Below are 14394 nucleotides of genomic sequence, written 5' to 3'. Positions count from 1 at the left end.
TCATCATCAAAAAACATGGGAGAAAAGCTAAAACAATATTTAAATATGGGTTAGACTATATAGCTAACACATTGTTAAATGCTTTAAATCAAACAAATATAAACATAAACCATTTTTTGTCATGTACTTAGAGGATTTACCTAGTTTTATTTTCTCTTTGTTTGCAAACTCATAAAGTATGGATTGAAGTTTTCCTCTATGTATTGCTATTGTAGAAAAACCAAATATATTTTTGATAAACCCCTGATCTGTATCTGAAATAGGTTTAAGCTTAGAGTCACCCAATACGATTCTGTCTATAACATTTCCTCCTTCTTTAATTTGATCAAACAAATCCTGATCAATCCATTGTAATACTTGTAATGCATTGGGAGGAATCCAGATCCCTGCTCCAACTTCTGTAAGTGTTTCTGCTCGCTCGTATAAATTATATTCTACTCCTAGTTTCTCAAATGCTAATGCTAATGCTAATGTAAGCCCTCCTATTCCTCCTCCTATTATTGATATCATATGGTATATTGTTTTCTAAGGTAAAGGTAATTTTTAAAGGATTAATCTCTTTTGACATATATCAAAAAAAGAAACCTTAAACAGATTTTCTTATCCTACTCAAAGTTTCTTGAGTAATCCCTAAGTAAGAAGATATATGCCCCAAATTGACACGTTGTAATAGCTTCGGTTTTTCTTTGATCAGGTTATCGTATCTTTCTTTTGCATTGAAGAATAAGAATTCTTCTACTCTATTTGCTAATTGAACATAGGAGTGTAAGATTATTGCTCTGATATATTCTTCATATTGCGGATATTTTGATAGTAAGGTTTGAAGCTCTCTATAAGAAATAACTTTTAATTCACAATCTTCTAGTAACTCTATCCCGTATCTACTTTTTTCTCTACTGATCAAGCTATCTATTGCTGTGGTCACATCTCCTTCTAATGCAAAATGTACCGAGATATCTTTTTCTTCTTTATGATAAAAGGTTCTGGCAATTCCTGTCTTTACTATATAAATATAATTACATGTAGTACCTTCTTTATGCAGAATATGGTTTTTTTTATATTTTTCTTCTGTAATAAGCCCAAGAATTTCGGCGGTCAAATCTGGTGGCATTATTTCTGATAAATTATTCAGATTCATTCGTTTGATTGTATTGCTAGTTATTAATTATTTCGGCAGTCTATACTAAAGGGAAGATCAATACTTATAAAACCCTTGGTCGTAAGGGTTAATTCTAATACCATTCTACTACAGATGATCTTTACTCCATTCCATGATTTTGGTTAGATTTTCTTTGAGTGATTTTCCTTTATCTGTTAATCTGTATTCTACTTTAGGGGGAATAACGGGATAGGCTTTTCTTTTTACTATCTCTATTTTCTCTAAGTCTTTTAATTGTTGTGATAGCATTTTTTGACTTATCCCCTCGATGGCTTTATCGAGTTCATTGAACCTCATAACATCATTTAATAACAAAAGCCAAATTATTACTGGTTTCCATTTCCCTCCTATTTGCTCCATAAATAGTGTAATGGGGCATTCTTTGGCTTGTTGATATTTTTTTTTAATTATTTTTTCTTCTGTTTTCATAGATACTATCATTTTTCCAACTCACTGGTTTGTTACTTACCTAGAGGTAAGTTCTTGTTTCAAAGTTAGTATAAAATTACTTTTGAAGAAAAAGAACATATGAATACTAAGACTGTAGTAATTACAGGAGGAACGACTGGTATAGGTTTTGCCTGTGCTAAATATCTTATTGATTTAGGGTATAAAGTTGTGCTAACAGGAAGAACACAACGCAACTTGGATAATGCTTTATTGAAATTAGGAAAAAATGTTATTGGTTATCTATCAGATACTAGTAATCTGTCTGAGATCGATACCTTGGTAGCGCAACTTAAAAATACGTTTGGCAAAATTGATGGTTTGTTTATCAACGCGGGGATATTCAAGGCTTCTAGTTTTGAAGATACTTCTGAGTCCTTGTTTGATGAGACTATGAGTATCAACTTTAAAGGGGCTTTTTTTACGATTCAAAAATTTATTCCAATTCTTACTAATCCATCTAGTATTGTACTTAATACTTCTATTGTTGTTTTTAAAACTTTTGCTGATACAGCGGTGTACACTGCAAGCAAAGCTGCTTTAGAGAGTATTGCTAAAGTCTTGAACATTGAATTAGCACCAAAAGGTATTCGAACCAATGTAGTAAGCCCTGGGGTTACAGAGAGTCCTATTCAGAAAAAATCTGGTATGAGTGATGAAGCGATTACTAATTTACTGGATCATTTTTCTAGTACTTCTCCTATCGGAAGAATTGTTCAACCTAATGATATTGCTCCGATAGTTGAGTTTCTCATCTCTGATAAATCTCTGGTTTTACGAAATGAAAAAATAATTGTAGATGGAGGTACTACTTTGTAATATATCTTATCTTTTCTCTCTTAAACTAGTTAAATTAAAACCTGTCAATACTTATTGGCAGGTTTTATCTGGTTGCTCTATTTTTCTAATATTGGAATTAGATGTTCCCAATTTAACAATTTCGCATAATCAAGTGCTGTTTTTTCATCATCAGTTTTTACATTGACGTCTGCCCCTGCTTTGATTAATATTTCTACAGAACTTTTATTACCTGCGATGGTTTCATTGATAAGCATGGTATATCCATTATCATATTTTTTGTGAATTTCGTCTGGATTTTCTTGTAAAAATTCTTCTAGCTTTTCTTTCATATTGATAGACATTGGGTGTTCTATCAAGTTTTGAGGGTTTTCTTTTTCTTCAAATACAGTAAGAATATCTTCATAATCTCCAAAATCTAATCCCCAAGCTTCATCGTGGGCTTTTCTTTCTTGTTCACTCATATCTGATCTCATAGCTTGAATGGTAAACCCTCCGTAGGTTTTTCCTGCTATAGAGATCATCCAATCTGTGATTTCTTCCATAGAAATCGTTACTGCATCTCCTTGTTTTATATTGGTAAGTGCATTGGGTTGATTAACCAAAATACCATATATGGTTGCACCATCAAAGCTAATCTCATTAATCCACATATGCTCTGTTACAGGGGTGTCATCTCCCTCAAATTGTTGTGTAAAAGTTACTTTTACACAGGCAAAACCATGGGCTGGAATGATTCTTCTATGTTCCCATGATAATTCTCTCCAAAAATATTTAAAAGTTGATCGCGCTTTATCTATTGCTTGTTGCATTTTTGAATCTTTCTGAGCATAAAATATTGGTAGCTCTTCTTCTGATTCTTTATCTTGATCGTTTTTGTTTTTATTGAATAGATTTGAAAAAATCCCCATACTATTGATTGTTGTTATTGAAGTGATTTAAAACTTTTTTCAATTCGTTATAAAAATGTTCTTTTCACTTCATTGTATTCGTTTATTTAATTCCCTAATCTGACAGGTAAAGCTATGATTTTTTCCTGTATTTACTAGCCTCATGTTTCTGCTATTCCTCCTATAGCTACAATTTGATTATTTTTTACTCTCAATTCAAGTCCATGTTCACTATCTAACTTATAGTGAATCAAAATTTTAATTTCGTCGTTTTCTAAAATTCTGATATAATTAATGGTTGTTATGTATTTGAAATGTTTCTCTACAGAATCTATTTGCAGTGGTTTTTCTCCTGATTTGCTTTCATTTTCATAATAATGTGCATACAATTTTTTGTACCTATAGAATGTTTCTTTTTTTATCTTTTTTATGATATCTTCTATATGATCAAGAAACCGCATATACGTTTTTTGATATGCTGTAAGCTCTTTATCTGTAGGAGTGGTTTCTATCTCTTCTCCTTCTTCATCATATTCTTCTCCCAGAAATAGGATAACTTCTTTATCAAAATAATTTGAAACAAAGGTTATTCCTGCCGAAAACCCTGCCCAATCTTCTTCTACTCTTCCCCAAAAAACATGTTCCTTTTTACTCATTTGACATCCTCTTCTTTTTTATTTAATTGACTTATAATAAAAATGGTTATCAAGCTCATTTTCAGAAAAATATTTTGCGGGTGTCTTATTTGAAAAATATTTGAATTCTTTTATAAAATGACTTTGGTCGTAGTACCCATTTTCTAATGCTTCATGCAAATAACTTGTGTTTTTATTGAGTAGTATTTTTTTTGTAGTGTCTTGAAATCGTGTTATTTTTTGAAATATTTTTGGGGTAATACCAAACTGATCTTTAAAGGTTCTCTCAAATTGCCGAAGTCCTATCTTTGTTTTATCTGATGCTTCTTTGATAGTCATCTCATTAAAATGGTAATACAGATCATGTATTACAGTATCCCATTTATCATTTTTTGTTTGATGATACGTATTGAATGCGTGTAATAAGAATTTTTCTATTTCTTTTATTTTACTGGGTATTGCTAGAATGTGTTCTAGTTTACAGAGCAACTCCTTTCCTCTATTACCCCATATATCTTGTACAGATATATATGTGTTGTTTAATTCTGAAAAAGGGATGGAGGTAAAATGTCTAAATGCCCCGCTTTTGAACCTCACAGCTATAAATGCTGCGTTATCGATGTGATCAAAATAAGAGATGGTTCTTGGGCATACTATATGTCCTTTTTCTAATGGTTGCGAATCAACTGATACAGTCTCATTTATATGAAACAACAATTCTAAGCCTGTTCCTGGTAAAATAGGAGGTAGCCCAGAATTGTTATTATTGGAATGTTCTACGATATAAAACCGATCTATATATTTTGATAAATATGAAGTGGGTCTATATGTTCTTTTTGTGATCATTAAAAGGTTTCAATAGTCGGTTTTTTTGTCAAGAGTGGCATGACACTATTTAAGAATTCTTTAAAATGTCCTGATGCATTATGATCTGCAATTGCTTTTTCATTTTTATATTCTTCATATATAAAGAAGTCATTCTCTTTATCAAAATCATTCAACAATTTATAGGTTAAACATCCTGCTTCTTCATTACTTTTTGCCACCATTATTTTGGCATGGTCTAAAAAAATATTGACTTTGTTTTCTTGCACACTCAATTGAGCAATAATTACTTTTTTCATCTGTATGTTTTTATACTACAAATATGAGTGTTTGATATTGTATAAGATTGTAAAAAATCGACACCTATTGTTTTATGCAATATACCACAAGTATTCTTTATGTATACAAAGCAGTATGGCTATCTGTTTTTTTCAATTACTTCAATCCACTTCTGTGCATTTTCATTTTTTGGATTAAGTTTTACTGATTTTTTATAGCTTGTAAGTGCTAATGTATTATTACCTGCCAAAAAATATGCTTCTCCTAAGCTATCATATGCATTTGCAGATTTTGGATTTTCTTTTGTATTCATCTCAAATAGTGCTATTGCATTATTAGTTTTATTAATTGACAAAAAGTAATACCCCATTTCATTAAGAGCTCTTTCAAAATTTATTTCAGGGTTTTTACGTTTCTTTTGCTGGTATGTTTTTAATGCTTCATCATAAGTATTCAATAAAAATGCAAGTCGAACTTCTTCATTTAACATTCTATCTTTTCTGACTAGACTACTATCTACTACTCCAGAAATATAAGTTATCGCATTACTAATAATTGGTCTATTTTTGAATCCATTTGACAAAATGATTATGGTAATATCTTTATCAATAAATTTCATAAAAGCACCTACTCCGCCACCTGCAAATCCATAGTACTGCTTATCTTCTGGCCCATAAATCCCCCAACTATATCCAAATGGAGTGTTTTTACCTTGATATTCATAAGCTGTCATCATTTGTGTTTTTGTTTTTTCTGTAATAAGAATATTTTGATCCAATTGAGCATTCCATTTTATCAATGCATTCAAAGTTACATTCAATCCATTACCTGCATGAGATCGTTCTCCTGCTTTATGAGTGGTGATTTCGTAAGCATTATTTTTTTTATCAAACTTATATTTAGGGGTTCTATTAGGAATTGCAAGTAGAGAGTTTGAAGCATATATGGCTTGCTTTTTTACTTCAGAAAATTGATTTTCTATGCAGTAATCATGAAATTTCTGTTGTGTTACTTTTTCTATTATACGCTTAAGGAACCAAAAGTTGGTTTGATTATATTTAAATCGATTTCCTTTCTCAAATTGTAGCGTATCATCAAATATTTTTAACAATAATTCTTTATCAGACATACCTTGAGTTTCTTCTTTATATTCGGGTAGCCCAGAAGAGTGAGTCAAAAGATGGGCTATCGTTATGTCTTGCCAAGATTGAGGAAGGTCATCGATATATTTTGAAATCGAATCCTCTAATGAAAGTTTCCCTTTTTCTATAAGTTGAAATACGGCAACCGATGTGATTAACTTAGAAACCGAATATACCCTAAATAATGTACTATCACTTACTGGTACATTATGTTCTATATTTCCTAGTCCATAATTTTTTTTATGAATGACCTTTCCTTTTTGAATTACTGCTACCGCCATTCCTGGGATTTGATCTGCTTTTATCAAATCAGAAAGATAGGTGTCAATTTCTGTGTTGAATAGATTGCTTTCTGGTATTGTTTTTGGCTTTTCTGAACAAGATAGTATGATAGTTATTACAAAAACAGTCACTATAATTTTTGGTAAAGTGATGTATCTTTTCATGTTAGTATGATTTTGATTGATGATGAAATTAATAGTTATTGGTCTTACACTATCAAACTTTGTTACACTATGTTAGATCACATCACGCTAAAAGAAATCCTGTATATCAAGCTTTAATATACTAACAACATCAAAATCATCTTGTATGGATATACTCTTTTAACCTTGCTTACCTAATCAATAAATGGATACTTATATTATTTCTTGTTGCATGTATACTTATTCACTTTTTTACACCCTACATATATTAACAGGGTGCAGCCCCATATTACACCTATATCAATCATCAAACTTTTAAGATTCCAACCAAATCGAATATCATTATCATCTACAAAAAACCGATAATAATAGATACAAGGAAAACCTATTTCTAATCCAAGGTTATTGTTATTACAAATATAATCCAGAACACTAAAAAAAGACATCGTAAAAAACACTAAACTTGATAGTATTGTTATTTTAAGAAGTTTTTTTATTTCTAACATGACCTGACATTGTAATTGGATCAAAAATAGCACATACTATTTTCTTTATGTAGGATACCGTTTTCTCTAAGACGAATGGTTACTACTTGGGCTACATGTGAGTTATTGCCTTGCGTTTAATTTCTAAGCGGATTACTGCCTATTCTTTTGAGTTAAGCATTTTTTCAATCTTCAATAATCGATCGGATAATGATTTTAGTTTGTGATTCTCCTGTTCTAACTTTTCAAATTTCAGACATCGTTCCTAATTTAGACAAGGAGAAGGAAAATCACTTATATAGCCATCTGTTGTAATACTCATTTTATCTGCCCTAATTTTGAGTTTAGCGCGCATCTTTGTTTCTGAAAAATTACTATGCTCAATAGACAGATCAATACAATATCCTTTTTGAAAACTCAGAGAAAATTTTATACCTGTTTCATCTTCGTTAAAAAAAATGATTCTACCATTACGAGTAGCTGTATCACTTTCTGCCCAATCAACAAGTTCTTTTTGTTTATCAAAATCAATCAAAACAATAATGCTATTCTCTTTTGATTTGACTCTCTCTCTATCAGTATCATTTCTAGGCTTAGAGAAGTTAAAAAAACATTCCATTAGATTATACCTTTTATGATCAATGATTAGTTGTGTTTTTATTGGCATATTATATTATCGGTTTTACTATATTACATTAACTAATACTATCTTATTTCTAAAATGATATCAGGTTCAAAAAGTTTTGGAATGAAATAAATATAACTCAAATTCAGGTTTTATACTATCTTTCTATTTTAAATTTTGTGGTTTTTCATTTCTTTTCGTTATTTAATATTTCTACAAAACTATAATTTTAAGCTAAAAGCTGATCGATTGATACAAAAAGTATCTTAGTAAATACTTTTAGGTTATAAAAAGAAGGAAAAAGGTTATTATTTTAACCTAAAAGGTTCTTTGAAGAAGCAAAAAGCTTATAAAAAGAACCTAAAAGTATCTTCGAAGCACCAAAAAGGTTCAAATTAGCAGCTTTTTGGTTAAAAATCAGTTGGTTCTAAAAAAACTGGAACACTTAGCTTTTTCTTCTTTTAGAAAATCTTTGTTTTAAATCTTCATAGATAGGTTTTGCACTGGTTACTCCTTTGTTATCGGCTTCTCGTATTTGTCCGTAATACAAAAGAGAAGCTTTTAGAGCCTCACTACCTGCTAATAAGCGAGTATCATCTACATCAGAAAAAAGTTGCTCTGCAAGGTTGGCTATGGGAGTAAGTTGTGTTACCACGGCTTCGTCTTTTAAAAACTCTTCTTTCTCCATATATGCAGGTACAAATTCTGGATTGGTCTGGATATAGGATTTTACTTTTTGCACGGTAGATAATGATTTATCTCCCATTTTGAGCAACCCCATTCTGTCTTCTCCTGTTAATGCTTGTAAATAAGGAGCTAGATCATTTCTACATTCTTGTAGTTTGGTTGTGATATTGTCGATTATTTCTTGTGGGATCTCAATACTTATTTGATTTTCTGTTGCCATTAAAATGTTTTTTTAAGTGAATAATTATTGTTATAAATACTTTCTGTTTTTTACGCCAGTTTAAGGACGTATAGAAGTATATGTATAAACAATAAAAAATGTTACCTTATGATTACTAAAGTTTTACATTTTAAATAGCAATAAAAAATCAGTATTAAGTAATGAGAAAATGATATTCGATGTTTTTATAGTTCCCCACTTTACTCACTAAGTGAGGTTTTAATAATTTGAAGCTTGCCTTAAAAATTAAAGGTTTATTTCAAACGAATGCTTCATGGGCTTTACGTTATAATTTACACGTTGAGTTTACCGCAATAAAATTCTCTTTTCGTCTATACTTCAAAATAAAAATTAATCGTAACTATGGCTATACTGAATTTTCCTTTCTTCAATGCAATAATAATAGATGGGGCTACAAAAAGAAATTCCATACCACACCAAATCGTAATACGGCATCACGAGTAGCATAGCCTGGAGCAGAGAATTGATTGTTCTGACTAAAGGCTTCTCCTATATTTTCATATTTAAAATAGATACGTGTTTGGCGTACTTTGGCATTAAAAAAGATATCAAATTGTGGGAATCCTCCTATTTCTTCGGTATTCTGAACATAAAATTCTGATAATACGGGATCGTATGCGTCTGCTTTATAACTAGTAAAGTATTTGAGTGTTACTCCTGTTTGCAAAAACAATGCTTTCTTGAACCAATGGTCTTGATAATACAAACTGTTTCTGGTTACTATCTGCGGTACATTATATACCTGTTCTCCTCCTTGTGCATCCTGATACATTACGGTATTATCCAAACCTAGTTTCCAATACTCTAATCCTTGTGTAAGTTTTACTTTTAATAGTTTTATATCATTTGTTGCTTGCACAGGAGTTATCTCTGCATCTGCATTTTTGGTAAAATAGGTATAGTTATTTATGGTAGCATAACTAGCTTCTATAGTAGCTATTTTCTTTGCTTTGACTGCTACTTGTATTTTTTGAGTCTCTGTATTAGAAAAATCATTTTGCCAATTATAGTTTACATAATCACTTTGATACAGTAGGAAGTTGTAATTGGGCGCTACTGATTCTGAGCTTATTTTTGCCCACAACCCATAGTTGTCGTTCAACTCATATCCTGCTCCTGCATTAAAATAATTACCCGTAAAATCGCCAGATACAATCGTCTGTCCATCTGCAAACACTTCAAACCCTTTATAATTATTCTTATAGGTTCCTCCTACAGTATATATATCTCCTTTGATACGGTTTGTAATACTGGTAATATTTCCAGATTCATCTGCTTGATTAAGTATACTGTTATAGCCATAGTTATAATTAGAGCTTCCTCCTGATATACGCAAATCCCCCAACCATTTATTTTTAAACCCTAGAAACACCTGATTGTTAAAATCTTCTAATGCTACATTATCTGATAAATTGGCTGCTACATAGGATTGCCCCAAAAGATTCTCTGGTGCTATTGCCGTTTGCTCAAATTTAAATCTCTTATCGGTAAGATTCATAATATGCCCTATTGATAGGCTTGTACTACTACTATCAGTCTTTTTGAGTATATCAAACTCATGATTGAGATAAAATCGCTTACCCAAAAGGATATTTTCTGCATCTTCAAAATTTACAGATACCGATCCTCTATCTGCAAATTCATCTCCTTCTCCTACAAAATTTCCTGTAGCCAAATATTGATTTAACCCCTCTGTAGAAAGTCCTCCATTTTCTTCATTAAGCAAATCCTGTGATACAAAGTGTGTGCGTATCTTATACCGATCGTTCTTTGTTATATAACTTGCTATTGCCCTAAAATTACCAGTACTGGTTAATGCATGTTGATATTTACCCAATGACCGAACTCCTTTGTAAGCAATGGTAAGATTAAGCCTTGGTGAGGTATTAACCGTAAAAAAAGCGTCTAATTGTTGTCCTTGCTCAAAAGTGGTCTTGAAATACAATTCGGTAAATGGTGTGGCAACCTGATAATATTTGATATCATCTGCCTCCATAAAATTAAAATGTCTGGCCCTCGCACCAAAAAGTGGTAACAGATGATTTCTTTCTTCTCGTTTTGCCAAACTATTATAGGTTTGCCCTACATTATGAATCGGTATTAACTCAAAATCATCTCTTCGCAAATAATTGAACTTATAATCTTTTTGTATAGTCAGTGTAGTATCTACATAGGTAGTATCATTATCTATTGTAATGATCTTATATGCAGTTATCAGTGGTTTTTCTTTTTTTTCTTTGGACTGTCGTAATGACCTTCGAGGTTCTTTGGATTCATTATCTCCTATTGGAGATCGTTCTTTTATTCTTCCTTGATTTCTATCTTGCGCCCAAATCATCGTTACCGATAGTAGTGCAACTATAAATAATATGTGTTTTCTCATTAGCTTGTTGAACTGTGGCAAAAATATGCTTTTTTAACGAAATTAAATCATACTCATTGTTCGTTTAAATTAACTTTTCTAACAATTTCAAAAAATAGTTTTCAGGTATTCTATTCATACTGTATCTTCGTACTATGCTTACATTACAATTAAATCCAGATATTCTTGAGTGTGGCACTGATGAGGCTGGTCGCGGATGCCTTGCAGGACCTGTAACTGCGGCAGCTATTATCTTACCTGATGATTTTAGCAACGACATCCTCAATGACTCTAAACAATTGAGTGAAGCAAAAAGAAATACACTAAAACCACTACTAGAAGACTGTGCATTGACCTATGGTGTGACACATATTTTTATGGATAAAATTGATAAAATTAATATCCTCAATGCTTCGATCCTTGCAATGCAAAGGGCTATCAAACAATTGAATCCTGAACCAGCACATATTATTGTTGATGGAAATCGTTTTAAGCCTTATCATAATATACCCCATACTTGCGTTATAAAGGGTGACGGAAAATATTTGAATATTGCGGCTGCCTCTGTATTGGCAAAAACATACCGTGATGAGTTTATGGAAAAAATACATGAAGAGTTCCCTATGTATAACTGGAAAAAAAATAAAGGATATCCTACCGTAGAGCATCGAGAGGCTATCCGTAAACATGGAATTACCAAATACCATAGAAAAAGCTTTAGGTTATTACCCGAACAACTCGCACTGAATCTCAAATAATTATATCTTTGACAAATTCAAAGATATCACTTAATATATTGAGTTATATTTTGATTACTTAATTAGACTACATATTTTGCGAACCAGAATACTAAATTTTTTTATTTTGACAACAGAATTCAGGAATACAAAACACACTCTCATACTCAAAAAGGTTGTTACTGTTCTATTAGTTTTCATTGCTATTTCTTGTGATGATACTTCTAAGAAATCTAATTCTTTATTGGATCATATTCCTAAAGATTCTCAGATCATTGTAAAAATTAATAATCTAGAAGGGGCTACCAATACATTGCGGGACAACAACTTGATAAAAAACAATGGGCAAGTTGCTTTTTTTGAATATTTCAAAAACTTACCAGTACTTACTACATCCACTCAACCAGAAGGATTGCTCTGCTTTTCTCCGCTAGGAAAAAATGACTATGAGTATACCTATATTTCAAAATTTGATCCTTCTCTAATCAGTAACGACTCACTCAACACAAAAAAGATAGAGACCATCTCATACTCTAATCAAACGATCTATAAAATTCAAACACAAGGAAACTCATTTTATGCTACGCAAAAGGATAGTATTCTAATTGCTTCTTCTTCTCAATTATTGATAGAAAATGCAATTAGAACTCAAACTACTCCTATTCCTGTTGATAAGGATTTACAAAAAGTATACGAGGTTTCGGGTACAGAAAATGAGCTTTCTGTATTGATCAATGGTAAAAAATTACAAAATATACACAACTCTCTCTTGCCCAATATCGAACTTAAGAGTTTGCAAAATTTTAGTGGGTGGATTGCCGCTGATGCTACTGTAGATCAAAATGCAATCTATATGGATGGTATTGCTATAGAAAAAGATTCTTTATCCAGTACTATCGGAATTTTTGATAATACCACTCCTCAAGAGAATAAAATCGCAAAGGTAACCCCCATTACCGCAAAAGGATTTATATCATACACTTATGACAATTTTGATGTTTTAAAAAAGAATTTATCTTTTGCACAAGACAGAGCATTAGAAGATATTCCTACAGATCTGGATAATGTTTTATCAGGTGTATCAGAAATAGGTATGATTTTTTTAGAAAAAGAAAATGTATTGGTCTTAAACTCTCTCGATATTCCTGCAATAGAAGAAAGTCTGGCTGGTGATAAAATCGAGACATATAGAACTATCCCTATTTATACATATAAAAATATTGCAGATTTTGCACAAGTACTACACCCTTTGGTACAAGATTTTGCATCCAAATTTTATTTTACTCATAATGAATTTGTGATTTTTGGTTCTTCTATCAAAAGCCTCAAAGATATTATTGCTAATATACAGAATCAGACGTTACTCAACGATCAAGAGTATTACAAATCTACGATCCAGAATTTATCTGATGAATCTTCTATATTGATTGCTGGTACTGTAAAAAACATAAAAGAATACATTTCTAAAAATGCCAAAGAAACATATACCAAGCAATGGGAAGATTTGAAAGACAAAGGATATCAAATTGGTATTGTACAGATCATAAAAGAAAATGATTTTGCTCATCTGCATAGTGTTTTACAAAAAAACAGAGCCAAAGGAGCAGCTACTTCTGTAACTCAAATAGCATCGACAACACTAGAAAACAAAGTACTAACCAAACCTATTCTTGTAAAAAACCATCGAACCAAAGGAATGGATGCAGCAGTACAGGATATAGAAAATAATTTATATCTGATTTCTGACACAGGTTCTATTTTCTGGAAAAAACAAATTGATGGAGAAATCATGGGGGATATCCAACAAATTGATATCTATAAAAATGGTAGATATCAATTACTATTCAATACTGCTAACACCCTTTATTTGGTAGATCGTAATGGAAAAGATGTAAGCCCTTACCCTAAAGCTTTTGAAAAACCAATGACCCAACCTCTGGCATTATTTGATTATGACAAAAGTAAACGATATCGTATTATTACTACTCATAGTAATGATATCAAAATGTTTGATGCGCAGGCTAAAGTTGTTACTGGTTTCAGGTTTAAAAATACAGAGTCTGCTCTTATCTTACCTCCTAAACATATCAGAATCGGAAGTAAAGATTATATTTTGATTTCTGAAGAAAACGGAAAACTAACTATTCTCGACCGACTTGGTAAAACGAGAGTTAAAGTAAAAGAAAAGGTTGATTTTTCTAAAAATGAATGGTATCAATACCTAGATGAATTCACATCTACCACCAAAAGCGGTGCATTGATTCAGGTACAAAATGATGGTAATGCAGTAGAACAGAATTTAGGTTTACATGAAGATAACAATATCATAGCCACCAACAAGACTCTAGTTACCTTTTCTGAAAATACTCTTTCTATAAAAGGTAAGACTCTTGAACTTGACTTTGGAGTATATACTGCACCTAAACTTTATTATATTAATAATAAAATCTATGTTACAATTACCGATGCACAGGCAAAAAAAGTATACCTATATGATAGTAATGGCGAGTTATTTCCTAATTTTCCTGTCTATGGTAATTCTGTGTTAAGTTTAGGTAATATGGATAAAGATCCTAATCTAGAATTTGTAGTACAAGGAGAAGAAAATGGCATCCTTATTTATCAGATCAATTAATTTATTCTGAGTTAACTACGAA

15 protein-coding genes are annotated in these 14394 nt (G+C 31.4%); 3 read left to right on the top strand and 12 right to left on the bottom strand.

The window, feature by feature from the left end; translation table 11 throughout:
* Positions 1–63: 63 nt before the first annotated feature.
* The 3 genes from CVD18_RS05660 to CVD18_RS05650 form a co-directional block, all read right to left on the bottom strand.
* Complete coding sequence (locus CVD18_RS05660) at positions 64–510, bottom strand: hypothetical protein (RefSeq protein ID WP_103864476.1); 447 nt, start codon at positions 508–510, stop codon at positions 64–66.
* A 76-nt stretch (positions 511–586) separates the two neighbouring features.
* Positions 587–1138 carry a Crp/Fnr family transcriptional regulator gene (locus CVD18_RS05655; RefSeq protein ID WP_103864475.1) on the bottom strand — a complete coding sequence of 184 codons (552 nt, stop codon included), beginning with the start codon at positions 1136–1138 and terminating at the stop codon, positions 587–589.
* A gap of 108 nt (positions 1139–1246) precedes the next feature.
* Positions 1247–1588 (bottom strand): helix-turn-helix domain-containing protein, encoded by a 342-nt coding sequence (locus CVD18_RS05650; RefSeq protein ID WP_199185039.1) that lies wholly within the window; start codon positions 1586–1588, stop codon positions 1247–1249.
* 99 nt (positions 1589–1687) lie between these two features.
* Between CVD18_RS05650 and CVD18_RS05645 the strand changes: the two genes are divergently transcribed.
* Positions 1688–2425: an SDR family oxidoreductase gene (locus CVD18_RS05645; RefSeq protein WP_103864473.1), complete on the top strand. Its 738-nt coding sequence runs from the start codon at positions 1688–1690 to the stop codon at positions 2423–2425.
* Between the two features lie 77 nt (positions 2426–2502).
* Here CVD18_RS05645 and CVD18_RS05640 read toward each other — a convergent pair whose 3' ends face one another.
* From CVD18_RS05640 to CVD18_RS05600, 9 genes are all read right to left on the bottom strand, one after another.
* Positions 2503–3315, bottom strand: coding sequence for a DUF2314 domain-containing protein (locus CVD18_RS05640; RefSeq protein ID WP_103864472.1), 813 nt, complete (start codon positions 3313–3315; stop codon positions 2503–2505).
* 140 nt (positions 3316–3455) lie between these two features.
* Positions 3456–3950: a hypothetical protein gene (locus tag CVD18_RS05635; RefSeq protein WP_103864471.1), complete on the bottom strand. Its 495-nt coding sequence runs from the start codon at positions 3948–3950 to the stop codon at positions 3456–3458.
* An 18-nt stretch (positions 3951–3968) separates the two neighbouring features.
* A complete protein-coding gene (locus CVD18_RS05630) occupies positions 3969–4775 on the bottom strand; it encodes an AraC family transcriptional regulator (RefSeq protein ID WP_103864470.1) in 807 nt (268 codons plus the stop codon).
* On the bottom strand, positions 4775–5053 hold the full coding sequence (locus CVD18_RS05625) for a putative quinol monooxygenase (RefSeq protein ID WP_103864469.1): 279 nt from the start codon (positions 5051–5053) through the stop codon (positions 4775–4777). Before CVD18_RS05625 ends, CVD18_RS05630 begins: the two co-directional genes overlap by 1 nt.
* A gap of 119 nt (positions 5054–5172) precedes the next feature.
* Complete coding sequence (locus tag CVD18_RS05620) at positions 5173–6621, bottom strand: serine hydrolase domain-containing protein (protein ID WP_103864468.1); 1449 nt, start codon at positions 6619–6621, stop codon at positions 5173–5175.
* A 197-nt stretch (positions 6622–6818) separates the two neighbouring features.
* The gene (locus CVD18_RS05615; protein ID WP_103864467.1) at positions 6819–7106 is read right to left on the bottom strand and encodes a hypothetical protein; all 288 of its coding nucleotides are present in this window, start codon (positions 7104–7106) and stop codon (positions 6819–6821) included.
* Positions 7107–7350: 244 nt separating this feature from the next.
* Positions 7351–7752, bottom strand: a complete 402-nt coding sequence (gene tssD / locus CVD18_RS05610; protein ID WP_103864466.1) for a type VI secretion system tube protein TssD — start codon at positions 7750–7752, stop codon at positions 7351–7353.
* A 403-nt stretch (positions 7753–8155) separates the two neighbouring features.
* Entirely contained in the window at positions 8156–8617 is a 462-nt protein-coding gene (locus CVD18_RS05605) for a hypothetical protein (RefSeq protein ID WP_103864465.1), read from the bottom strand.
* A 412-nt stretch (positions 8618–9029) separates the two neighbouring features.
* Entirely contained in the window at positions 9030–11021 is a 1992-nt protein-coding gene (locus tag CVD18_RS05600) for a putative porin (protein WP_103864464.1), read from the bottom strand.
* Positions 11022–11155: 134 nt separating this feature from the next.
* On the opposite strand from CVD18_RS05600, the gene CVD18_RS05595 reads away from it, so the two are divergent.
* Together CVD18_RS05595 and CVD18_RS05590 are read left to right on the top strand one after the other, a co-directional pair.
* Positions 11156–11758 carry a ribonuclease HII gene (locus CVD18_RS05595; RefSeq protein ID WP_103864463.1) on the top strand — a complete coding sequence of 201 codons (603 nt, stop codon included), beginning with the start codon at positions 11156–11158 and terminating at the stop codon, positions 11756–11758.
* Positions 11759–11864: 106 nt separating this feature from the next.
* Positions 11865–14372, top strand: coding sequence for a hypothetical protein (locus CVD18_RS05590; RefSeq protein ID WP_103864462.1), 2508 nt, complete (start codon positions 11865–11867; stop codon positions 14370–14372).
* Positions 14373–14394: the final 22 nt, after the last annotated feature.

Origin of the sequence: Aquimarina sp. I32.4, from assembly GCF_002924285.1 — a bacterium.
Lineage (GTDB): Bacteria > Bacteroidota > Bacteroidia > Flavobacteriales > Flavobacteriaceae > Aquimarina.
This window is presented reverse-complemented; position numbering and strand designations above follow the sequence as displayed.